This window comes from Halococcus salsus, assembly GCF_009900715.1.
Taxonomy (GTDB): Archaea; Halobacteriota; Halobacteria; order Halobacteriales; family Halococcaceae; genus Halococcus; species Halococcus salsus.
Window position 1 is genome coordinate 69,437 of record NZ_JAAAJC010000005.1, and the last position, 21,812, is coordinate 91,248.

General features: G+C 67.2%; 27 protein-coding genes. 11 read left to right on the forward strand and 16 right to left on the reverse strand.

The genetic code is table 11. The features are described 5' to 3' along the window. Nucleotides 1–39 precede the first annotated feature (39 nt). The 4 genes from GT355_RS13040 to htpX form a co-directional block, all read right to left on the reverse strand. Nucleotides 40–861, reverse strand: a complete 822-nt coding sequence (locus GT355_RS13040) for an NAD(+)/NADH kinase (RefSeq protein WP_160135027.1) — start codon at nt 859–861, stop codon at nt 40–42. Between the two features lie 410 nt (nt 862–1,271). Next, complete coding sequence (radA, locus tag GT355_RS13045) at nt 1,272–2,306, reverse strand: DNA repair and recombination protein RadA (RefSeq protein WP_160135028.1); 1,035 nt, start codon at nt 2,304–2,306, stop codon at nt 1,272–1,274. Nucleotides 2,307–2,397: 91 nt separating this feature from the next. Beyond that, nucleotides 2,398–2,997 (reverse strand): PspA-associated protein PspAB, encoded by a 600-nt coding sequence (gene pspAB, locus GT355_RS13050; protein WP_160135029.1) that lies wholly within the window; start codon nt 2,995–2,997, stop codon nt 2,398–2,400. A 429-nt stretch (nt 2,998–3,426) separates the two neighbouring features. Further along, on the reverse strand, nt 3,427–4,302 hold the full coding sequence (gene htpX / locus GT355_RS13055; RefSeq protein ID WP_160135030.1) for a zinc metalloprotease HtpX: 876 nt from the start codon (nt 4,300–4,302) through the stop codon (nt 3,427–3,429). Between the two features lie 142 nt (nt 4,303–4,444). On the opposite strand from htpX, the gene GT355_RS13060 reads away from it, so the two are divergent. Next, nucleotides 4,445–5,542: a 60S ribosomal export protein NMD3 gene (locus tag GT355_RS13060; protein WP_160135031.1), complete on the forward strand. Its 1,098-nt coding sequence runs from the start codon at nt 4,445–4,447 to the stop codon at nt 5,540–5,542. Nucleotides 5,543–5,718: 176 nt separating this feature from the next. Beyond that, complete coding sequence (locus GT355_RS13065) at nt 5,719–7,392, forward strand: Na+/H+ antiporter NhaC family protein (RefSeq protein ID WP_160135032.1); 1,674 nt, start codon at nt 5,719–5,721, stop codon at nt 7,390–7,392. A gap of 27 nt (nt 7,393–7,419) precedes the next feature. Here the strand turns inward: GT355_RS13065 and GT355_RS13070 are convergent, their stop codons facing one another. Together GT355_RS13070 and GT355_RS13075 are read right to left on the reverse strand one after the other, a co-directional pair. Further along, the gene (locus GT355_RS13070) at nt 7,420–9,144 is read right to left on the reverse strand and encodes an ATP-dependent DNA helicase (RefSeq protein ID WP_160135033.1); all 1,725 of its coding nucleotides are present in this window, start codon (nt 9,142–9,144) and stop codon (nt 7,420–7,422) included. Nucleotides 9,145–9,180: 36 nt separating this feature from the next. Further along, nucleotides 9,181–9,387 (reverse strand): DUF7561 family protein, encoded by a 207-nt coding sequence (locus tag GT355_RS13075; protein ID WP_160135034.1) that lies wholly within the window; start codon nt 9,385–9,387, stop codon nt 9,181–9,183. A gap of 90 nt (nt 9,388–9,477) precedes the next feature. Here GT355_RS13075 and GT355_RS13080 point away from each other — a divergent pair, with 90 nt between their 5' ends. Next, nucleotides 9,478–10,242: a DUF7530 family protein gene (locus GT355_RS13080; protein ID WP_160135035.1), complete on the forward strand. Its 765-nt coding sequence runs from the start codon at nt 9,478–9,480 to the stop codon at nt 10,240–10,242. On the opposite strand, the gene GT355_RS18075 is transcribed toward GT355_RS13080, so the two are convergent. Continuing rightward, a complete protein-coding gene (locus GT355_RS18075; RefSeq protein ID WP_192928020.1) occupies nt 10,229–10,408 on the reverse strand; it encodes a DUF5786 family protein in 180 nt (59 codons plus the stop codon). The genes GT355_RS13080 and GT355_RS18075 overlap by 14 nt on opposite strands. A gap of 134 nt (nt 10,409–10,542) precedes the next feature. Between GT355_RS18075 and GT355_RS13085 the strand changes: the two genes are divergently transcribed. Further along, nucleotides 10,543–11,544: a DUF5784 family protein gene (locus GT355_RS13085; protein WP_160135036.1), complete on the forward strand. Its 1,002-nt coding sequence runs from the start codon at nt 10,543–10,545 to the stop codon at nt 11,542–11,544. A gap of 46 nt (nt 11,545–11,590) precedes the next feature. Then, on the forward strand, nt 11,591–12,130 hold the full coding sequence (locus tag GT355_RS13090) for a GNAT family N-acetyltransferase (RefSeq protein ID WP_160135037.1): 540 nt from the start codon (nt 11,591–11,593) through the stop codon (nt 12,128–12,130). A gap of 15 nt (nt 12,131–12,145) precedes the next feature. Here GT355_RS13090 and GT355_RS13095 read toward each other — a convergent pair whose 3' ends face one another. Continuing rightward, on the reverse strand, nt 12,146–12,433 hold the full coding sequence (locus GT355_RS13095) for a DUF5789 family protein (protein ID WP_160135038.1): 288 nt from the start codon (nt 12,431–12,433) through the stop codon (nt 12,146–12,148). A gap of 144 nt (nt 12,434–12,577) precedes the next feature. On the opposite strand from GT355_RS13095, the gene GT355_RS13100 reads away from it, so the two are divergent. Together GT355_RS13100 and GT355_RS18080 are read left to right on the forward strand one after the other, a co-directional pair. After that, nucleotides 12,578–13,357, forward strand: coding sequence for a PHP domain-containing protein (locus GT355_RS13100; RefSeq protein WP_160135039.1), 780 nt, complete (start codon nt 12,578–12,580; stop codon nt 13,355–13,357). A 126-nt stretch (nt 13,358–13,483) separates the two neighbouring features. Next, the gene (locus GT355_RS18080; protein WP_007691141.1) at nt 13,484–13,645 is read left to right on the forward strand and encodes a DUF6757 family protein; all 162 of its coding nucleotides are present in this window, start codon (nt 13,484–13,486) and stop codon (nt 13,643–13,645) included. 12 nt (nt 13,646–13,657) lie between these two features. Here the strand turns inward: GT355_RS18080 and GT355_RS13105 are convergent, their stop codons facing one another. Then, a complete protein-coding gene (locus GT355_RS13105; RefSeq protein WP_160135040.1) occupies nt 13,658–13,852 on the reverse strand; it encodes a hypothetical protein in 195 nt (64 codons plus the stop codon). A gap of 35 nt (nt 13,853–13,887) precedes the next feature. On the opposite strand from GT355_RS13105, the gene GT355_RS13110 reads away from it, so the two are divergent. The 4 genes from GT355_RS13110 to GT355_RS13125 are packed head-to-tail and all read left to right on the forward strand — an operon-like array spanning nt 13,888 to nt 15,460. After that, the gene (locus GT355_RS13110; protein WP_160135041.1) at nt 13,888–14,034 is read left to right on the forward strand and encodes a hypothetical protein; all 147 of its coding nucleotides are present in this window, start codon (nt 13,888–13,890) and stop codon (nt 14,032–14,034) included. A 46-nt stretch (nt 14,035–14,080) separates the two neighbouring features. Then, nucleotides 14,081–14,569: a cupin domain-containing protein gene (locus GT355_RS13115; protein WP_160135042.1), complete on the forward strand. Its 489-nt coding sequence runs from the start codon at nt 14,081–14,083 to the stop codon at nt 14,567–14,569. A gap of 42 nt (nt 14,570–14,611) precedes the next feature. Further along, complete coding sequence (locus GT355_RS13120; protein ID WP_160135043.1) at nt 14,612–14,986, forward strand: DCC1-like thiol-disulfide oxidoreductase family protein; 375 nt, start codon at nt 14,612–14,614, stop codon at nt 14,984–14,986. Nucleotides 14,987–15,040: 54 nt separating this feature from the next. Next, a complete protein-coding gene (locus GT355_RS13125) occupies nt 15,041–15,460 on the forward strand; it encodes a GAF domain-containing protein (protein WP_160135044.1) in 420 nt (139 codons plus the stop codon). Nucleotide 15,461: 1 nt separating this feature from the next. On the opposite strand, the gene GT355_RS13130 is transcribed toward GT355_RS13125, so the two are convergent. The 7 genes from GT355_RS13130 to GT355_RS13160 all read right to left on the reverse strand — a co-directional run bounded on the left by GT355_RS13130 (nt 15,462) and on the right by GT355_RS13160 (nt 21,769). Beyond that, complete coding sequence (locus GT355_RS13130) at nt 15,462–16,625, reverse strand: acyl-CoA dehydrogenase family protein (RefSeq protein ID WP_160135045.1); 1,164 nt, start codon at nt 16,623–16,625, stop codon at nt 15,462–15,464. 185 nt (nt 16,626–16,810) lie between these two features. Beyond that, on the reverse strand, nt 16,811–17,521 hold the full coding sequence (locus GT355_RS13135; protein ID WP_160135046.1) for a type 1 glutamine amidotransferase: 711 nt from the start codon (nt 17,519–17,521) through the stop codon (nt 16,811–16,813). A 64-nt stretch (nt 17,522–17,585) separates the two neighbouring features. Then, nucleotides 17,586–18,665, reverse strand: coding sequence for a glutamate--cysteine ligase (locus GT355_RS13140; protein WP_160135047.1), 1,080 nt, complete (start codon nt 18,663–18,665; stop codon nt 17,586–17,588). Between the two features lie 146 nt (nt 18,666–18,811). Continuing rightward, nucleotides 18,812–20,212 carry a class III poly(R)-hydroxyalkanoic acid synthase subunit PhaC gene (phaC, locus tag GT355_RS13145; RefSeq protein WP_160135048.1) on the reverse strand — a complete coding sequence of 467 codons (1,401 nt, stop codon included), beginning with the start codon at nt 20,210–20,212 and terminating at the stop codon, nt 18,812–18,814. 4 nt (nt 20,213–20,216) lie between these two features. Next, nucleotides 20,217–20,759, reverse strand: coding sequence for a poly(R)-hydroxyalkanoic acid synthase subunit PhaE (locus GT355_RS13150; RefSeq protein WP_160135049.1), 543 nt, complete (start codon nt 20,757–20,759; stop codon nt 20,217–20,219). A 42-nt stretch (nt 20,760–20,801) separates the two neighbouring features. Beyond that, complete coding sequence (locus GT355_RS13155) at nt 20,802–21,467, reverse strand: hypothetical protein (protein WP_160135050.1); 666 nt, start codon at nt 21,465–21,467, stop codon at nt 20,802–20,804. Beyond that, nucleotides 21,464–21,769, reverse strand: a complete 306-nt coding sequence (locus GT355_RS13160) for an AbrB/MazE/SpoVT family DNA-binding domain-containing protein (protein ID WP_160135051.1) — start codon at nt 21,767–21,769, stop codon at nt 21,464–21,466. The genes GT355_RS13155 and GT355_RS13160 overlap by 4 nt, the downstream gene beginning before the upstream one ends. Nucleotides 21,770–21,812 lie beyond the last annotated feature (43 nt).

The window sequence follows — 21,812 nt, forward strand, 5'->3', positions numbered from 1 at the left end:
GGGTTACGTGTTGTGGAAGCCGCCAGCGTTTCCGCCGTATCAGTCGAGCTTGTCGAGCGCGCCGAAGAAGTCCAGCGGGGGACCGGCGATCCGCATCGGTTCGTCGGCCACACGGATGGTGAGTTCGGCGGGCGGCTCGATCGGTTTTCGTGTGCGGCCGTCACCGACCACGACGGCGTCGGGCGCGTCGGTGACGCGAACGGTGACCTCGCTGCCGGCGTCGACCACCGCCGGCGGTCGTGGGTCGGTGGCGCACATGTCGGTGACGATCAGGCCGGGGACGTCCGGATGGACCAGCGGCCCGCCCTCGCTCAGGCTGTAGGCGGTGCTCCCGGCGGGGGTGGCGACCAGCACGCCGTCGGCGTGGCTCTCGAAGAAGGGGTCGCCGTCGACGTCGACCGCGAACTCCCCGCCCCGGCCCGGGCCGCGTCCGGTGGCCACGACGACCTCGTTGAGCGCGGGCGGGAGCGAGACGTTCTCACCTGCGGCCCGGAGCCGTGGGACCGTCCGGACGTCCGGGTCGCCGGTCGTGCGGACCTGCTCGATCGCGCGGTCGATCTCGGCGAGCGCGTTCTCGGGTGCGGTGACGTTGAGGAAGCCGACTTCGCCGAGGTTGACGCCCATCACGGGGGTGGTGCCCGCGCCGCGGGCGGCGAAGAGGAAGGTGCCGTCGCCGCCGATCGAGACCACGAGGTCTGCGTCGTTCATCCGGGTGACGGCGTGGCCCGCGATATCGAGCGCGTCGGCGGTGGCTTCGTCGACCAGAACTTCGATACCCGACTCGTGGAGTCGGTCGCGGGCGTCGTCGGCGAGTGCGGCCGCCCGGTCGTTTCCCCGCCGGGCGACGATCCCGACCTTCATCGTCGCGAGTTACGGCCGCCCCGCAAAAAGCCGCGTGGTCCGCCGCGCGGCGGTCACGGTACGGGCGGCGCGGTGCGGCCGCCGTGCGGTTGTGGTCGGCGATGCGGTGGCGGTGTGGCTGCGGTTCCTGGCGTCTCGGCGAGCGTTAGCGAGCCGAGGCTCAGGAGAGCTGTGCTCTCCTGACGGATGAAGGGCGGAGCGCTTGGTGTGAGCGAAGCGAACACCGCGAGCGGAGCGAGCGCGCGGAGGGCTTCAGCGGAGGCGGTAGCGGAGAGCGGTAGCGTCCGCGCGAACGGTGTGAGCGGGGTTCACCGTGAGCGCCGAAGGCGCGAGCGGGAGTTTTTAGTGCAGGTTTTTGCGAGGGGTTGAGCGCGAGCGCAGCGAGCGCGATGCCCCGAAGTAAAAAAGTGCTATTCGGGCTTCAGCCCCTCCTCCTCGACGCGCATCACGGCTTCGCCGTCGGCGAGGTTCGGCGCATCGACCAGACGGACGATCCGTTTCGTGCCCTTCGATTTCCGGAGGTACATCCGGAAGGTGGACTTGTGGCCGAGGATGTTCCCGCCGATCGGCTGGGTCGGGTCGCCGAAGTAGGAGTCGGGGTTCGAGGAGACCTGGTTCGTCACCACCGTCGCGGCGTTGTAGAGGTTGCCAACCTTGTCGATGTCGTGGAGGTGTTTGTTGAGCTTCTGCTGGCGCTGGGCGAGCTCGCCCCGACCGACGTACTCGGCACGGAAGTGTGCGGTCAGCGAATCGATGCAGACGAGGCGGACGGGCCAGTCGGTGTCCTCGTGCTCGCTCGCGATCTCCTGGGCCTTCTGGGCGAGGAGAATCTGATGATTGGAGTTGAACGCCTTTGCAACGTGGATGTTGTCGAGGATCGAGTCGATGAGCTGCTCCATCGCCTCTTCGCTGTTGGGGCCGCCCTCGATCTCGCGGGCCTCCATCGCGCCGGCGATGGCTTCGTCGGGCAGGCCGCGCACCATCTGGGCGATCCGTTCGGGCCGGAAGGTGTCCTCCGAATCGATGAAGATCGCGCTGCCTTCGAGGCCACCGTACTCGCTCGGGAGCTGGACGTTGACCGAGAGCTGGTGGGTGACCTGGGACTTCCCCGCGCCGAACTCGCCGTAGACCTCGGTGATCGACTGGGTCTCGACGCCCCCGCCCAGAAGCTCGTCGACCTCGTCGATCTGCCAGGAGAGCTTGCCGATCTGTTCGCGGCGTTCGAGGACGTTCGCGCCGGTCTCGAACCCACCGATGTCGGCGGCGTCACGAGCGGCGTTGATGATGTCCGCCGCCGTGCTCTCGCCGATGTCGGCGGTGTTCGAGAGCTCGCCGGGGCTCGCGACCGCGATACCCTGATAGGAGTCGAACCCCGACTCGACGAGTTTGTCGGCGGTCGCGGGACCCACACCGGGGAGGCTTTCGAGATCCGCTGTTGCTGCCATACACTCGGGTTGGGCGGCTTCGGTCATAAAGCCTCGTTAACAGGCCAGTGAAAGTGGAAACGGCCCGGTGAAAGGCACGTCTTGCAGGCGATTACTCCCAGGGATGAGCGCCGGCGTCGGGCCAGAGCGGGTACCAGTAGTCCTTCTCCGGTTCGACCGTGAGTTCGCCGTCGAGAACGGATTCGAGTTTGAACTCGACCGTCGAATCGCGCTCGTTGCCCGAGCGCGGGGCGAACGGGTAGTACGCACCGCGGCGGAAGGAGTAGACCCAGTACACGGGCCCGTTCTTCTCGAAGCCGAACAGCGCGGCGAGGAGGCGGGAGCCGTAGCCGCGTTCGATCAGCGTGTCGGCGGCGAAGTGAACGCTCGTGACGAGGTCCTCGAAGTCCGAGTCGGAGAGGACGACCCACTGGTAGCCGTGCGAATCGTCGACGAAGCGGGCCTTCGTGCCGGTTTCGACCTCGCCCGCGTCGAGGATGGCTTTGACTTCCTCGACCGCGTCGGCGAAGTCGGTGCTGTCGACGCCCGAAAAACAGAGCGCCGCCGCGTTCGCGGGCTCGAATCCCAGGTCGGCCTCCATCGTGAGGTAGGCCGTGCTCATCCCGAAGAGGTCGTCGGGGTCGGCGTCGCGCGTCGCACTCGCCTCCGCGCCCATCCCGAGCGCCGACCGAAGTCCGTCGAGCAGTCCCATAGCCCGGTTTGTCGCGCCGGGAATAAAAACCCGAAGCGATACGACGCGACCCACATCGCGAGTGCCGTGTCGCAAACCGAATCAGACCAGGTGGCGCGCGCTCGCGGTCGTGCGCGAACGGACGTGAGCGCGCGACCGCGAACACTGCGCGAGGGATGAGCGAGCGAAACGAGCGAACGCGAGTGGAGCGAACGAATCGGTTGGGGAGGCTCGTGGCGGTCGCGGGGCGGTGCTGTGCAGTCTCTCAGTTGGATCGGGATCAGTACGGTAGATAAGGAATGACTGTTCGGTTGGGTCGGGATCAGTGCGGTACAGCGTGGCGGCGGGAAACACCGAGACGAGGTGTGGCCTCTCAGCTAGACCAGAATCTGCGCGGAAAAACGTACAACGAAGGCACAAGCAACGAGTGGTTCGGGTGGAGACGGGAGTTCAGGCGGTTTCGAGTTCCTTCTCCATCTCGCGGAGGCGCTCGATCCGGTTCTCGGTTGAGGGGTGCGTCGAGAGCAGCTTGCCGATCGCGCCGCTCTTGATCGGGATGATGAAGAACGCGTTCATGTCGGCCTGCGTCCGCAGGTCGTCGTCCGGTACGCGGGCCATCCCGTTGTCGATCTTCATCAGCGCCGAGGCCAGCGCCGACGGCCGACCGGTGATCATCGCGCCACCCCTGTCGGCGGCGTACTCGCGGTAACGCGAGAGCACGCGGATGAGCAGGAACGACACCACGCCGACCACGAGCGAGACCAACACCGCGACGATGATCGGCGCACCGCCCTGGTCGCGGTTGCCGCCGCCGAACAGCCAGCCCCAGCGCACGATCATGAACGCGAGCGTCGAGAGGAACGTCGCGATAGTCATCACCATCACGTCACGGTTCTTGACGTGCGAGAGCTCGTGGGCCAGCACACCCTCTAACTCCTCTTGATCGAGGGTGTTCATGATCCCGGTGGTGGCACACACCGTCGCGCTCGATGGCGACCTCCCTGTGGCGAACGCGTTCGGGACTCTGGAGTTCGCGACCGCGATGGTGGGTTTCGGGAGGTCGGCCTGCTGGGCGAGTCGGCCCACCGTGGCGTGGAGCTGGGGGTACTCCTCCTCGCTGACCTCGTGGGCACCCATGCTCCTGAGCGCGAGTTTGTCGCTGAAGAACAGCTGCCCGCCCATGAACAGCGCCATCACGACGACCATGAGGGCCATGCTCTGGAACACCGCGAAGAGGATCCCGGCGAAGACGACGTACAACACGAGCAACAGGATCATCGTCAGCCCCATTCGGGCCTGGAGACCCCGGTCCGCCTTCCATTTCATATACGTATTTCTTGGGGCTCAAATCGTAAATCTCCATCGCTCCGGCGTCTCGTCCCCCGGAACCAAAAGAACGACAACCCCGGCGACCGACCGTTGTGGGGTGAGTCAGACGGCTTAACCGCCGCCGCCTCCCAGGGGAGCCATGAGCGAATCACGCGTCTTCTGCCCCAGATGTGGCGACCCCGTCGAGTCGCCGGGGGAGGCCAACGGGCGCACGCCCCTCTGCCTCGACTGTTACTTCGACGAGTTCTCGCTGGTCGACGCCCCCGACCGGATCGAGGTCGCGGTGTGTGCGACCTGCGGCGCGGTCAAACGCGGCAAGCGCTGGATCGATGTCGGCGCGCGCGACTACACCGACGTCGCCGTCGACGAGGTCACCGAGGCCCTCGAAGTCCACGTCGACGCCGAGGAGTTCTCGTGGGGAGTCGTCCCCGAGCAGGTCGACCAGAACACGGTCCGGATGCACTGCACCCTCTCGGCGGTCGTCCGCGACCAACCGGTCGAACGCGAGGTCACGGTGCCGGTCCTGATATCGCGGGGCACCTGCACCCGCTGTGGTCGGATCGCGGGCGATTACTACGCCAGCACGATCCAGGTTCGAGGCGCGGGGCGCACCCCGACCGACGCCGAACTCACGGGTGCGCGGGAGATCGTCAACGAGTACGTCGGCGAGCGCGAGGCCGCCGGCGACCGCAACGCGTTCGTGACCGAGATCAAGGAGACGGGTGACGGGCTCGACGCGCGGGTCTCGACAACCCAGATCGGTCGGGCGGTCGCCGACCGAGTGGTCCGACGATTCGGGGGCACGGTCGACGAATCTGCGACCCTCGTCACCGAGGACGAGGACGGCGACGAAGTGTATCGGGTCACCTACGCTGTCCGCCTGCCGGAGTTCACGCCCGGCGACGTCATCGACGTCGACGACGACGGTCCTGTCCTCGTGGAGAGCGCCCACGGCAACCTCAAGGGGACGCGAGTCACGACCGGCGAGCACTACGAGGCCGACTTCGAGGACGGTATCGCGCCCGACGCGCGCCGGCTGGGCCGGGCGATGGACGCGGCCGAGACCACGCTCGTGACCGTGGAGGACGACAACGCGGTCCAGGTGCTCGATCCCGAGACCTACGCCGCGAAGACGGTCCCGCGACCGGACTACCTCGACCCCGCGGCCGACACCGTCCCGGTACTGAAGAGCCGCGCGGGGCTCCACGTCCTGCCGGCGACCGCCGAAACCGACTAATCCCCCGGCCCGTAACCCCCATCCAATGGACCGACAACAGTGGATCGCGTTGACCCTCGTCGTGCTGATGGTCGGCTCCTCGGTCGCCTACGCCGCCGGGGCCGTTCTCTGAATCACCACCCGAAGACGCGGAACGCCGCTACAGTTTTTTACGCCTCCCCCCGGTCGTAGCGGCTATGCCGCTCGAAAGCATCGCCGCCGGTCCCTGGTCGCTGCTGCCCGCGCTGCTCGCCATCTCGCTCGCGTGGTACACCCGTGACGCGCTGGTCGGGCTGTTCGTCGGGATCGCCGGCGGGGCCGTGGTCTACGGCGTCTTCCGGCCCGCGGCGGTCGGGATCCCCGACGGTCTAGCCGGCGGGCTCTCGGGGATCGTTCTGGGAGGTGTCCTCGGACTGACGACGATCCCCGACCTGATCGCCACGTCGCCGCTGTTCGCCAACCCGTGGTACGTCAAGAACGTCCTGGTCGCGCTGTTCGCCATCGGCGGGCTGATGGGGCTGATGATCCGCTCGGGCGCGATCCGGGGCGTGCTGGAGGCGCTCGCCAGCCGAGTCGACTCGCCCGCCGACGCGGAGAAGGCCTCGTTCCTCGCAGGGATCGTCATCCACATCGACGACTACTTCAACTGTTTGGTGGTGGGGTCGATGATGCGCCCGCTGACCGACGAGTACGACGTCTCGCGGGCGAAGCTGGCCTACTACGTCGACAGCGCGGGCAGCCCGGCGGCCCGCCTCGCCTTCTACTCGACCTGGGGGGTCGCGCTCGTGGGCTTCATCGGCGCGGGGATCACCGCCGCCGCCGAGCAGAACGTCCTCCCCTCGGGGATGTCGAACTACGTCACTCAGACCGGCGACGGCCTCGAAGCCGCCACGTCGGCGGTCTGGCCGCTCTACTTCAACAGCCTCGGGTTCGCCTTCTACTCGTGGACCGCCCTAGTCATCGCCGCGCTCGTCGCCTGGCAGGTCGTCCCGAACGTCCTCGGGATGGGTCGTGAGGAGACGCGTGCTCGCAACGGGGAGGGCGTCGTCGGACCCGACGACAACCCGCTGGTCTCGGATGAGATGGCGAACTACGAGATGTACGACGGCGCGACCCCCGACTGGCGCAACTTCGCGGTCCCGATCGTGACCATCGTCGCCGTGGGATTGCTGGCGATGTTCTGGCGCGCCTCGCCCGTCGTGAACTCGCCCCAGACCACGACCGCGTTCTCGCTGCTCGGCTCCCGGTTGGTCCTCCCCGCCGGCGGGCCGTGGTCGTTCGACATCGGCGGGATCCGGCTCGGCCTCGCCGCGCTCGCGGGGTTGATCGTGGGGTTCGTGCTCTTTCGGGTCCGCGGCGACATCCCCTCGAACGCCGACGCCACCGACGCGATGCTCAACGGCTTCAAGGGGATCTTCCTCGCGGCCGCGATCCTCACGCTCGCGATCACGATCCAGAACACCGTCTCGACCCTCGGCGTGTCGAGCTTCGTCACCGACTGGTTTCGGGGGGTTCCGGTCGGCCTGATCCCGATGCTCGTCTTCGTCGCGACGGGCTTCATCTCCTTTTCCGACGGCAGCTCGTGGGCGACCTACGGGATCATGTTCCCGATCGCGATCCCGGTGGCGTTCACGACCGGCGCGAACCTCCCGCTCGTGCTCGGCGCGGTGCTCTCGGGTGGGATCTTCGGCGACCACTGCTCGCCGATCTCCGATACGACAGTGCTCTCCTCCTCGACCAGTGGCTCCGACCACATGGTCCACGTCAAAACCCAAGTCCCCTACGCGCTGGCGTGTGCGGCGATCGCCGGGGCGCTCTTCCTCGTGCTCGGGTTCCTCGTGCCCGGCGGCTTCTCGCTCATCCCGTACTGAGGGGCAGAGGAGCGCCGTCGATCGGACTTAGTCCGAACCCCAGACGTCCGCGAGCGGGTGGTTCTCCGGGTCGTCCCGCGACTTTCGTCGTCGGTCGCGACGACTCCCGGAGTCGCCGTCCCCGCCGGCTGCACTGGGGTCGAACGCCGGGAGCTCCGGGGTCGTCATCCGGTCGACCTGGGCCGCGAACCAGTCGGGCATCGCCGACCGCGAGCGCTCGAAGAGGTCGAGCAGGCTCGAATCCGCGAGGTAGGTCCCCCCGTGGTCGTCGGGCGCGCGCACGACCCGACCGCAGGCTTGAATCACGGTACTCAGGGTCGTCCGGTAGTACCAGTTCCACTGGCCGTCCTCCAGTCGGCGGGCGACCCGCGAGTCGCGGGTGTTGGGATAGGGAGCCTTGCAGAGCACCTGCCACCGCGCGAGGTCGCCCTCCAGGTCGAGCGCCTCCTCCATCTTCACGGAGATGAGTAGTTCGGGATCGTCGCTCGCGAGCCAGGCGTTCAGCTGGGCGTCGCGGTCCTCGCGGTCGTGGCTCCGGATCCGACCCTCGACCCCGAACTCGCGGAGTCGCTTTTCCAGTCCCTCCGCGATGGCGTAGGAGTGGGCGTGGACGATCCCCTTCTCGTCGGGGTGGTGGGCCATGAGCCGGACGACGAGCCGGGCGATCTTCGGGAGGGTCTCCTCGCGGTGGTCGTAGGTCATCTTGCCCTGGGTGGTGTCGAACAGGGGGCGGTTCTCGACCGGGAAGGTGTGCGAGACGTCGACCAGCGCCGTCTCGTCGGGGTCGAGCCCGACACCACGACAGAAGCCCTCCTTGTCGAGGATGGTGGCCGAGAGGAGCGCGAAGCGGTTTCCACGGTCCCAGACCGTGTGACGGAGATAGCGCTCGGGGTTGAGGGGTTTGATCGTCACCGGCTCGCCGTCGCCGCCGTCGACGACCCACGTGCTCGCGCTGGTCGGGTCGCGGTAGTCCGAGACGAACCAGTTGAGGTTCGAGATGAGTTCCTGGAGCCGGTCACGTTCTTCGACCTCCGAAATCGAGAGTTCGTCGGCCCCGACAAGGGTGTCCTTCCGGCGGCTACAGATGGTCGTGACGTGGTCGGCGAACCGGGCGGCCGCCTCGACGCCGTCGATCTCGGGGACCTCCAGTTCGTCCCAGACCGACACCGTTCGCGGTCGAAGGTCGATCGTGGCGTACATCTCGGCCCACTCGGCGAGCCCGTGGGCCTCGTCCACGACCACGACGTCGCGCCGGCCGAACGCGTCCGAGCCAGCGGTCTGCATGAAGTAGGCCAACGTCATCGCGGCGATCGAGCGGTTCGAGGCGATCGTCCGGTCGGAGAAGTACGGACAGCGGTGGCGGATCGAACAGTCGAAGCCCGTCTGGCGTGCGCACGGCGCTCGGTCCACAGGGGTATTCGTCTCGCCGGGGAGGAGACACGAGTAGTTGCGTTTGCCCCTGATGACCTGGAGGTCGGAGAGGAGGGGATCGGCGGCGACGTCGTCGAGCTGGGAGACCTGCGGGGTGGTGTAGTAGGCGTCGGTCGCGTCGGCGGGGTCGGCCTCGTCGGGCCGGCGCGCACAGCCCGCGATGGCGCGCGCGAGCAGCGACTTCCCGGAGCCGGTGGGGGCGCGGACGAGCACCACCCGGTTGCCCGCCGCGAACGCCTCCCGGATGCGGCCGAGCGCGTCGCGCTGGGCACCGCGATATTCGGGGGCGGGAAACTCGTCCTCGATCCGCGCTGGGTTCACGAGTGAGGAACCGCCGCCCGGCAAGTAAGTCCTGCGCTACTCGCGCCCGAGCGCCGCGACGTCGGCCGCCCGTGGGTCGTCGGGCAGCCGGTCGATGCAGTCGTAACAGAGGAGGTGGTCGGAGCCGTCGGCGAGTTCGAGTGCGAGGCCGCCGGCCGCGTCGCCGCCGAAGGTCCAGAGGTTGGCGATGCCGCCCGCGACCTTGACCGGGCGACCACAGCCCGCACACGGGTCGGAAGCCATACGCTCCCTCGGGGAAGCCGGCGGAAAGCCCTTCTCCCTCCCGGGTGCCGACGAGCGCGGACTTATGCCCCGGTGGCACGTGGACACGCCATGAACGCGGCCGACGGCGCGAGCGGGGTCGATGGCGGGGAGGAATCGCCCGACTTCGGCGAGACGTGGACCTACGAGAGCATCGTGGGGGCGCTGCCGGGGATCGAGGTCTCGACCACGCTCGCGCTCGCGATCCAGCTCGGCATCTTCGAAGTCGGTGTGGTGGTCCTCGCGTGGTACTACGACCTCTGGAACGTCGCGCTGATCGGCAGCGCCGCGGTGTTCGTCGCGGGCATCGGCAGCATCGAGATGGTTCGGGTGTCGCGTCACCTCCGGTCGGTCGAACTCCCCGACGCCTACCGACGCCTCGTGTTCGGCTCGAACATGGACGTCGTCCTCGCGGTGCTCGCCTTCTGTGCCATGCTGGTCTACCTGTTCGTCCCGAACGCCCAAACCGGTGCGCCGCCGCTGCTCGACCAGCTCATCGGGACCGACCCACCGGTTCTCGTGGTCTACTTCCTCCTGATGGTGCTCTGGGACGTCTGCTACCGTATCGGCACGGGCTGGTGGGCGACCGTCACCGCGCTCTGGCGGTCGTATCGCTACCGCTTCGACCCCGAGACCACGCGGACGTTCTTCTGGGCCGACGTGGAGACCGTGGCCTTCGGCCTGATCCAACTTCTCCTGGTCCCGTTCGTCCTCGACTATCCCGTGTTGCTCGCGGTGTTGATCGCCCACGTCGCGGCGGTCATGGTGGTGACGGGGCTGTCGCTGGTGTTGCTCTACACCAAGCGCGAAGGAACCGAGCCAGCTACGACGACCTGAGCTCGCGGAACTGCGCGAGGAGGTCGTCGGCGTTCGCGTCACCGGTGTCGTACTCGACGGTGCCCTCGTAGCTGCTCCGCCGGTCGTCGTCCGGACTGGTGTCGACCGTACTGGTTTTCTGTTCGCGGCGTTCGTGTTCGGCCGCGTCATAGGCTCCCATTGACATGGTATACAGGATCACGATTGGGCGCTGGTTGATAAGAAAGTATCGGTGGTCCGGATTTCCGGCGAAATTACACCGCAGCCACCGTCGAACGGGCGTATCGACACCGATAAGCCCGCGGAGTGCCCAGGGAGAGCGTGGCCGGACCCCTCCGTTTTCGCTGGTCGCACGAGACCTGGGATCGCTCCCGGGTTCGCCGCGACCTCCACGCATCCCTCGACGAGGCGCTCGGCGCGCGTCTCGACGGGCCCTGGTATCGACCCCCGCCCGGATACGACGCCTGCCGCCTCGAAATGGACAACGGCGACCGCGCGCTGTTCGCCTGGGGCGAGGACGCCTTCTGGCTCGGCAACACCCAGACCCCCGAGGCCCTCTGGCGCACCGAGAAGTACACCTTCGACGAGGTGCCCTACCGGGTCGCACGGTGGGCCCAGCGCGAACTCCTCGCCGAACTCCATGTCCAGGACCCGTGGCTCACGGCCTACGACCACGTCGCGTGGTTCTTCCTCCCCGTGCTGTTCTCGAAGGACGGCCGGACGAGTTCGCGCGCGTTCTTCGCCGACCACGCCGCGGGCTTTCCGGACGCGACCACCGACGACGCGCTCGGCTTCTACGAACGGTTCCTCTCGACCGGTGTCTTCGACGACTACCGCTACACGATGGCGGCGAAGCTCGGGACGAGCCGACAGGTCGACCTCACGCGGATGAGCGCGACGATGGGCGAGTTCAACGCCGCGAAGGTCCTCACCGACGCCGGCCAGCCCATCGTCCCCGAGGTCCAGATGGACTCGGGCCACGCACTCGACTACCGGGTCGAACCGGTCGACGGCCCGCCGGCGCTCGTCGAAGTCACCCGCCCGAGTCGCCCGGTCGACCGCGCGGCGGGCACCCCGGCGGCCGCGGTCAGGGGAACCGCGGGCTCGAAGACCGACGGCCAGCTCGCCGCCCACCCCGACGCCGTCCTGTTCGTCGACTGTTCGTCCTTTCACGACGACGAGTGGGCCACGCTCGCGGCCGAACGCCCCGCCGTCGGCCACCGTCCGGCCGTCGTGTTCCGGGTCCGGCCCGACGGCTCGACCGCGGGCTACACGACGGGAACGGTGCCGTTCGACCTCTCGGGGACCAGTCTCGACGCGTAGCGACTATCGATATTCGGAAGTCGGTCGGCCCACAGGAGCCATCGAGATGGAGATCCGTCGACTCCCCGCCGAGGAAGCCGCCGTCCGCCGCTACGCCGAGGAGCTGTGGCTACCGTACAACCGCGAACTCGAAACCGTCGTCGAGAGCCACGTGCTCGCCGACGACGTGGCCCTCGTCGACGAACTGGTTCCGTGGGCGCTCGACAAGATCGAGACCACCGACTACCGTATCGCGGTCGCCATCGACGCCGAAACGTCGGGCACGGACGACGATTTCGCCGAGATTGACGGCGACCTACTCGGGTTCATCGCCACCAACCTCGGCGAGTCACCGTCGATCTTCGAGTGGCCCGACCGACTGCTGGTGAACGAACTCTACGTCCGCGAACCCTATCGTGGGACCGGGCTCGCACACGACTTGATGGAACGAGCCCGAAGTCGAGCAGACGAAGAGGGCTGTACGGAGCTCGTCCTCGACGTCGACGTCGACAACGAGCGCGCGCTCGCGTTCTACGAGAAGGTTGGTTTCGAGCCGCTCCGTCACCGGATGCGTGTCGACGTCGCCGACCTCGACGGGGTGGGATGAGAAGCGGTGACCGGGCTACAACGAGACCGGTTCGGGGCCGTCCTCGTCGACCCGGGTGGGGTCGCGGTCGGAGTAGAACTTCCGGCCGATCGCGTCGTCGCCGAGCGCGCTGTAGAGCATCAGCCGAGCTTCTTCGGCCGTCTCGAACGTCGACTCGTCGACCCTGCCGAAGACGTCGCCGAGGGTCTCGGTGCCGTTCGGGAAGGCGATCTCGAGGTCGCCGTGAGCCTCGATGAGGTCTGCCGTCGTCGTTGGGTAGCTGTGTGCGCCGAGCCGCTCGTCCGCGCCGTTCATGAATCGCATATCCAACACCAGCGCCGAGACTATCATAAACGTTTTCTATAAATCCTCAGTAGGCTATGAAGGACCATCTAGGACTTGGGTAGGGGAGGTGTCGTTCCCCGGCCGTCCAGAACGAACTTATCCGAGGCCGGTGTCCGAGAGGACATGCCCGCCGCCGACCTCCACGTCCACACCACAAACTCGGACGGGACGATGCAGCTGCGCGAGGTCCCCGAAGCCGCCCACAGGGCCAACGTCGGGACCGTCGCGATCACCGACCACGAGCGCCTCAACCGGGAGCTCGACACCCCAATCGACGAACGCGACGGGATCGAGATGATCCACGGGATCGAACTCCGGGTCGAGAGCGACGCGGGACAGGTCGACCTGCTCGGCTACGGCATCCGGCCGACCGACGACCTCCTGACTGAGCTCGACCGCCTCCAAACGGATCGGATCGAGCGCGGGCGGGCGATCATCGACTGCGTCGAGGACCGCTTCGACTACGACCTCGACATCGAACCCGCCGAGGGGATCGGCCGGCCCCACATCGCGCGGGCGATCGCCGACTCCGGTGCGACCTACGACTACGAGGGCGCGTTCGAGGAGGTCATCGGGGCGGACTGTCCGTGTTTCGTCGCCCGCAACCTCCCAACCTTCGAACGCGGCGCGGCGCTCCTGGCCGAGGCCTGTGGCGTGGTCTCGCTGGCCCACCCGCTCCGCTACGGTGATCCCGAGGCCGCGCTCGCGCTCACCGCCTCGCCCCACGTCTCGGCCGTCGAGCGCTACTACGACTACGGCCGGACGGTCGACACCGCGCCCGTCGAGCACACACTCGAACGCAACGACCTCCTCCCGACCGGCGGGAGCGACGCTCACGATGCCGTTCTCGGTCGAGCAGGGCTCGACGGTGCGGAGTTCGAGGCGTTCTACGAGCGGCTGTAATCGGGTGGATTTCTCGTCGTCCGTGCCGGAGAGCGGTCGGCGGTGAGGGCGGCTCGGCGACCCTTCACACCGGATCGCCGACACGACGCCGCAGGGTTCAATGCCCGTCGACCCCAACCCCGGATGATGCAGTGTCACTACTGCGATGCAGACGCCGCGGTCGCCGTCGAAAAGGATGGCCTGAAGGTCGGTCTCTGCCGAACGCATCTCCGTGAACGGCTCCGCGAACTCGCCGACGACGACGCCCTCGCCGGACTCCAGGACGAACTCGACATCGACCGGTCCTAACTTTCCCCCGACTCACGCCCCGATATCCCGGACCGTGAACAGGTTCACGTTGGCGACGTTGACCTCGTAGACGTCGCTGACCCCGTCGTCGAGCCGCCCGCGCGCCCGAAACGCGTAGACACCCGATCCGACGTTTCCGAGCCGGAGCAGCCCGTCCGAGAGGGAGCCGACTAAGCGATGGGGTCGCAGTCGGCGAACGCGGCGCAACAACTGCCGTCCCGTCGTGCCAAGGTGGTCTGAGTGTGATCCCCGTCCTCGGGGTCGTAGTCGCCGCGCCCGTTGGCTTCTACGCGACGCTCGTGACGGCCCACCTCTACGCCAGCGGGTTCGACGCGCCGACGCCCGCTGTCGAGAACGGGACCGAGCCTGACGCACACGCCGTCGCCTGAGCACCGGGCTACGGCTATTTCCGTTCGGAGCCCGTCGATGCGCCCGATGTTCGCCAACGAGAACGACGTCGAGTGGACCGACATCGGCCCCGCGGACACCGGGTTTCGCCGAAAACAGCTCGGCCGGGCGGCCGGCGGCGAGGGGCTCGGCTGTAGCCTCTACGAACTCCCGGCGGGCGAGCGCGCGTGGCCGTATCACTACCACACGAGAAACGAGGAGGCGCTCTACGTTCTCGACGGGACCGGACACCTTCGACTGCCCGACGAGGAACGGAAACTCTCTCCCGGGACCTACGTCGCGCTCCCGACCGGCGAGGAGAGCGCGCATCGAGTCGTCAACGACGCCGACGACGTCCTCCGCTATCTCGCGATGTCGACGATGGAGGAGCCGGACGTGGTGGGCTATCCCGACGCCGACGCGGTCGGGGTCTACGCCGGGTCGCCCCCCGGCGGTGACGAGGACGAACGGGTCTTGTCGGGCTTCTTCGAGACCGAGGACCGGGTCGACTTCTGGGAGACCATCGACGACGGGTGAGCCGACCGGAGCGATTTTTTCGCCGGACCACGTAGGAGCGGTATGGCGACCGAACGACCCCGACTCGTCTACGACGACGACTGTGGGTTCTGTACGTGGTGTGCCGACTGGGCCGTCCGCAACGGCGACTTCGACCCGGTGGGCTTTTCGGACCTCTCGGCCGACGAGCGGGACCGACTCCCCGAGGACTGGGAGGAGTGCGTCCACCTGCTCGCCGACGGCCAAGTTTACTCGTGCGGGAAGGCGACCGAAGAGGTGCTCGCCCGTACGGGACAGGTACCCGGCGACCTCGTCCACTTCCTCGACGGGTTCGCCGACTACGAACGGTTCCGAGAGCGGGCCTACCGCCTCGGGGCCGACAACCGCGACCTCCTCGGGAAGGTGGTGAGCGCGAGCCCGCCGGCGGGCCGCGAGTAGTCGGCGCGCCAGCGAGGTGTTTATCGGCGCGCTCGCCGAACCCCGACCGAACCCATGAGCGAACCGGACGACCCCGACCGAATCCTCCGCGAGGCCATCGAGGCGTTCGACTGCGTCGCGGGCACCCTCCACCGCGCCGACGGGGACCGCCTCCACCTCGTCGCCAGCGAGGGGATGCCCGACTCCGTGCTCGACCCCATCCAGACGATCCCGTTCGGCAAAGGGATGGCGGGAGCGGCGGCCGAGCGCCGCGAGCCCATCCAGCTCTCGAACCTCCAGACCGACGACTCCGGCGTGGCCGAACCGAGCGCGCGCGACACCGGGATGGAGGGCTCGCTCGTCGCGCCGGTGATCGATTCGAACGGGAACATCGAGGGTGCCATCGGCGTCGCGAAACCCGAAGCCTACGAATTTTCGGAAGAAGAGCGAGACGAACTCATGGCGATGGGCGAGGAGTTCGCCGACCGGCTCTGAGTTACTCGAAGGCCGAGATACCAGTCAAGTCCTCACCGAGGATCAGCGAGTGGATGTCGTGAGTCCCTTCGTAGGTATACACTGTTTCCATGTTGGCCATGTGGCGCATCGGCGAGTACTCCAGGGTGATGCCGTTGCCGCCGAGCATCTCGCGGGCGATCCTGGATTGGTCGCGCGCCATCCGGACGTTGTTGAACTTCGCCATCGAGACGTGCTGGGGGCGCATCTCGCCGCGTTCCTTGAGGTCGGCCAGCCGGTGGGCGAGCAGCTGTGCGGTGGTGATCTGGGTCGCCATCTCCGCGAGCTTGTTCTGCTGGAGCTGGAAACCACCGATGGGCTTGCCGAACTGCTCGCGGTCGGTGGCGTACTCCTGAACCGTCTCGAAACAGTCCATCGCCGCGCCGACCGCGCCCCAGACGATGCCGTAGCGCGCCTGGGTGAGACACGACAGCGGGCCTTTCATCCCCGAGACGCCGGGCAGAACGTTCCCCTCGGATACCCGAACCCCGTCGAGGTCGAGTTCGCTCGAAACCGACGCCCGGAGCGAGAGCTTCCCGTCGATCGAGCGGACGTCGAGCCCCTCGCTGTCGGTCTCGACGAGGAAGCCACGAACGGGGTTCCCCTCCTCGCTGGTGTCGCGCGCCCAGACGAGGACCACGTCGGCGATCGAGGCGTTCGTCGACCAGCGTTTCTGCCCCGTGAGCACGTACTCGTCCCCATCTCTCTCGGCGGCGGTCTCCATCCCGGCGGGGTTCGAACCGTGCTCGGGTTCGGTGAGCGCGAACGCGCCGATCGCCTCGCCCGTCCCCATGTCGGGGAGCCAGCGCTCCTTCTGGGCCTCGGAGCCGTAGGTGTGGATGGGGTACATCACCAGCGCGCCCTGGACGCTCGCCATCGATCGGACCCCGGAATCGCCCGCTTCGAGCTCCTGCATCAGGAGGCCGTAGGCCTTCTGCGAGCAGTCGGCGAGACCGTAGCCGTCGAGGTTCGGTGCGAAGAAGCCCCGTTCGCCCATCTCGGGGATCAGTTCGGTGGGGAAGGTGCCCGCCTCGAAGTGGTCGGCGATCTCGGGTCGCACCCGGTCGTCGACGAACTCGCGGGCGCTGTCGCGCATCGCACGCTCCTCCTCGCCGAGGTCGGCGTCGAGGCCGACGTAATCGAGCATGGTAGAACGAGGGGATCGACCCTGATAAACGTCCTGTATGGGCGTTCGGGTTCCGTTCGCGCCTTTCGATCAGTGACGGGCCGCTTCCGGCGCCGAGCGATGGGTGGAAGCGAGCGGCCGAAAACGAGTTCTCGGGGGATCAGGCTGCGACGACCGGTCGACGTGCGACGTCGGTGGGTGAGCCGTCAGTCCGACTCCGCCGAGGGGGCTGGCTGGGCGGCCGACGCGCTGGGGCCGTTCCCGCGGATGAACGCGGTGAACCGGCCGAACAACGTCTTCGCCTCGCAGGCCTTCGTGTAGTTCTCCTCGGTGATGTCGTCGAGCACGCGGTCGATACGGTCGTCGGGGAGGTCCTTCCCGCCGGCGACGACGCGGGCGGTCTCCATGTCGTACTCGGGGTGGAACTGGACGCCGAAGGCGTTGTTCACCCGGAAGCCGTGGACGCCGCAGTCGTTCTCGGCGGTCTGGACGGCACCGGGCGGGAGCTCGGTGACGGTGTCCGAGTGGGTCGTGAAGACCGTCATCGGTTCGTCGCCGAGCAGGAGGCTTTCGTCCCGGCTCTCGACCTCCCGGTAGCCGATCTCGTACTCGCCCATGTCCTCGACACGCCCGCCGAGCGCGTCGGCGAGGACCTGGTGACCGAAGCAGACGCCGAGCACGGCCATCCCGCGCTCGACCGCCGTTCGGACCCACCCTTTCAGGGCGTCGATCCAGGGCTCGTCCCAGTAGACCGACGACCGCGACCCGGTCACGACCGCGGCATCGAAGTCGTAGGTGTCGGGGACCGTCTCGTGGACGTCGAACTCGACGAGCTCCGCGTCGAGTTCGCGTCGGAAGTTCTTCGGGGTGTTCTCATCGCCGGACGCATTCAACAGCGCGATCCGCAAGTCGTTCACTGTTCCTCGATACGGTGTCCAGGTGCCTTTAGCTTACGATACCAGCAGGTATTGTGAACGAGTGTCACGCGCCCACCCGGAGGTCATGACACACCGCCTCCAGACCGCCCTCGCGGTGGAGCCGGCGCTGTCGGAGCGCGCCGCTTTCGTCGTCGAGGAGTCGTGCGATCCCGTCGATCCCGAGCCGCTCGCACTCGCGCTCGACGATTTCGGCGAGCGGGACCGTCCCCGTCTCCTCGCGGTCGATGAACGTCGCCTCGTGGCCGTTCCGCGTCGCGCGCCACTTGTTCTCGACCAGGGTGTGGTAGCGGTGGTTCCGGCCGGTCTCGCCGTCCTCGTAGCGCTCCGCGAGGTCGACCACGAGTGCCTGGACGTACTCGACGAACGCGAGGGTGCGCTCGACGTCCGACTGGGCGTCGGGCATCCGGACCTCGACGGTGCCACAGCCCGTGTGGAGCCGGACGTCGTACCAGAGGTCCTGCCGGTCGGCGATCGAGTTGGTCTCGATCAGCAGCCGTTCGAACCGCTGGAATTCCGCGAAGTCCTCGAAGACCGGCGGTATCCCCGTGTTCGGGATCGCCCCGAAGACGTTCGTTCGCGCCGACGCCAACCCCGTATCGACCCCCCGCCAGTACGGCGAGTTCGCCGAGAGCGCGAGCATCACGGGCAGGAACCAGCGGATCTCGTTTGCGACCCACGTCGCCTTGTCGGGGTCGTCCACCCCGACGTGAACGTGGAGCCCCGCCGTCGTGTTCCGGTTCTGTGGGAGCTGGATCCGATTGCGCATGTCGTAGTAGCGCGGGGCTTCGGTACATTCGAGCCGGTCCCAGTGGGCCGCGGGGTGGAGCCCCGCCGCCGCGATGCCGAACCCGTGGTCGGCGGCGTACTCGACCAGCGCCTCCCGGATCGCCACCACGCGGTCGTGAGCCGCTGCGAGATCCTCGCAGACCGGGGTTTTGGTCTCGACGATACACTTGAACATCTCGCGGTCGAGGCGGCCATCGAGCACCGGGGGCGGGTCGCCGTCCGCGATGAGTTCGTCGACCGCGCTCGTCGGGTAGCCCTCGCCGTCGATAGCGAAGAATTCCTCTTCGACCCCAAGAGTTCCGAGATCCACGAACTCATCGGTCTGACTTTCGCTCATTCGTCCCGATAAGTGTGCTGAGAGTGTAAAAGTGTGTCTTCGATCATTTCACGTGGTATGCAGTCACACGAAACACCCGTGGCTCACGTCGGAGTTCGAACGAACAGCCGGAGGGGGCGTCAGCGGGGGGAATTCGCAGATAAGAGTCAGTTGGCGGCCTGGTCGATCCAGTCCTCGACCGTGGCTTCGGCCGCGCCGGTGGCCTCGGCCACGGTTTCGGGGTCGGCGGCTGCGAGGTCGGCGCGGGAGTCGATGCCGGCCTCTCGGAGGCGGTCGGCGTAGGTCCCGCCGATGCCGTCGACGCCCACGAGGTCGTCCCCGTCGTCGGCCTCGATACCGTCCTCGTCCTCGTCGGCCGTCGCGGGCGGTTGCTCCGCCTCGGCCGCGTCCGAGCCCTCGCTTTCGTCGGGGTCGTCGACCTCGATCGCGACGTCCTCGGCCGGCTGGGAGCGCTCCGCGTACCACTCACAGACCTCGGGCCAGACGTTCTCGTGGGAGCTCCCCGAGACCGAGAGCCCGATGTGGCCTGTGGGGTACTCGATCACCGAGGTGTCGTCGCTGGCGACGACCTCGTTGAATGGCTTGCTGGTGTCCGAGGGGATCAGGTGGTCGTATTCACCTGTGATCTGGAGGACCGGCATGTCGATGTTCCCGATGTCGACGTGTTTGTCGCCGAGGTAGAGCTCGTTGTTGTAGAGCTTGTTGTCCTGGTAGATGTCCGTGACGAACTGGGCGAACGTGTTGCCGGCGACGTCGATACCCTCCGAGAGCCACCGTTCCATCCGCCCGAAGTTCTCGACGAAGTCGTCGTCCTCCAGGTTGTCGTAGAGCCGGACGTACTTCGAGACGTAGTTCGCCACCGGGTCCATCAGCGCGAAGCCCACGTCGAGCATCTCGGCGGGCGCGTTGCCGTAGGTCTCGGTGAGCCCGTCGGGCGAGAAGTACTCGTCGTCGCCCCAGAGTTCGAGCACGCCGCCCGTGTCGTCGAAGCAGAGCCCGGCCGCCATCAGCCCGAGGTTCCGGACCTTCTCGGGGTGGAGCGCGGCGTACATCACCGACATCGTGCCGCCCATGCAGTACCCCAGGATGTTGATCGAATCCTGACCCGAGCGCTCGCGCACCTCGTCGACGCAGTTCTCGATGTACCGGTCGACGTAGTCCTCGAGCGTGAGGTGCTGGTCGAGCCGCGAGGGCTCGTTCCAGTCGATCATGTAGACGTCGAAGCCCGCCTCCAGCAGTCGGCGGATCACCGACCGATCGGGTTGAAGGTCGAGGATGAACGGTTTGTTGATCAGCGCGTAGATGACGAGGATGGGGACGTCGTGCTGTTCGTCGGTCAGCGGCTCGTAGTGGAGGAGTTCGAGCTTGTTCTCCGAATAGACCACGTCGCTCGGGGTCTGACCGACGTCCACCGACGCCATCTCGGCGAGCTGTTCGGGCCCCATCTCGACCTTTTCGACGGTGTCGGCGGCGGCCTCGAAGCTCCGTCGCTGGGCGTCGAGCGCGGCGGTGAACGGGTTGAACGCGCGCCCGGACCGTTCGGCCATCGGGTCAGTCCTCCAGCAGCCGGTCGAGTTTCTTCGAGATCTCGTGCTGGCTGCGTTCGAGTTCGAGGAGACGTTCGGCCACCTCGTCGACGTCGTCGCGGGTGGCGAAACCGAGGCTCTCGAGGGTGTCCTGGCTCATGTCGTCGACCTCCTGCTGGAGCTCCATCAGGTCGCCGACCATCTCGCCCGTGCCCGCGGCGAAGGCGGTGGTACCCATGACTTCGGAGTAGGCCTCGTTCGCGCTCTGGAGCCAGATGTCGCGGAACTCGCTCGGGTCGACGTCCTCGCCGCGCGCGGCGTCGGTGATCCGCGACTGCATCTGTTCGGCGGCCTCCATCCAGACCTCGTAGGCCCGGCCGTAGCCCTCCACGCCGTCCTCGATGGTCGCCTCGTCCGGGACGGAGCCCTCGAACGCGCCCATCCAGGACTCCATGAACGCGGCCTGGGCCTCCATGTTCTGTTCGAACGACTCGGCGACCGCCTCGTTCATCTCGTTCATCATCGTCGCCCAGTTCCGCTGGATCTCCTCGGGGTCGGTTCCGCTCATACGGCTCATTGGTGTGTAGGGGTGAAAAACTGTGGTGGTCGTTCAGGCGGAAACCTGGTCCTCGAACGTCTCGGCCTGGCTTTCGAGCTGGTCTTGGAACTCCTCGACCTGTGATTCGAGCTGGTCTTGGAACTCCTCGGCCTGTTCGAGCTGGCGTTCGGACTGACTCTCGAGGCGCTCTTGGAACTCCTCGATACGGTCCATCTGATCTTCGAGCTGGTCCTGGAACTGCTCGACGTACGCCTCGTTACGGCTCTCGGTTTCCTCGATGACCTCGACGGTCTGCTCCTGGAGCGCCTCGTGTGAATCGGCGAGCTGGTCGAAGCCCTCGTCGAGGGCGTCGAGGTACTCGGCGGAGAACTCGTCGTAGTCGTCGAGCCCCTGTTCGAAGCTGTGCAGGAACTGGTCGAACGTCTCGGCGTGGACCTCCGTGAGCTGGGCGAAGCCCTCGTCGGTCGTCTCGCGAAGCGTCTCGACGGTCTCGTCGGGCATCGCCGGCTCGACCGCGTCGAGGTACTGTGCGGTCGCGGTGTGGGTGGCCTCGACGCTCTGCTGCTGGAGGCTCTTGCCCGTCTTCATCCCCGAGAGCGCCATCCGGCCGGCGCTCTTCTGGAGGCTGACGCCCTGTTTCATCGCCTGCTGGCTGCCTTCCAAAGCTGTGCGCTGCATCTCGAACATCGTGCTGACTGGTGTGGTGTACTGACTCATGATTCGTCCCTGTTGCGTTTGACCGGTATCACGACGGTCTGAACGATGTCCCCTTCCTCGATGTCCAGCGCCTCGCGCTCGGCGTCCGGGATCGATATCCGGCCGCCACTCTGGACACGCGTCTTGAACGTCGCCGTCCCCATCGTCGACGCCGCCATCTCGGGCAGGCTGCTCGGCCCCGCACCGTTGTTGAACAGCTGTTGGGCGAACTCCGTCTGTCGCTCGACGGCCTGCTCGCTCGCCTCCTGGAACTGCCGCGCCCAAACCGCCGGCGGCCACATCGTCTCGTCTTCGTCGGTCATCGCTCGCTTCCACGTAGCCCCCACGGACGGATAAGGATTGCTC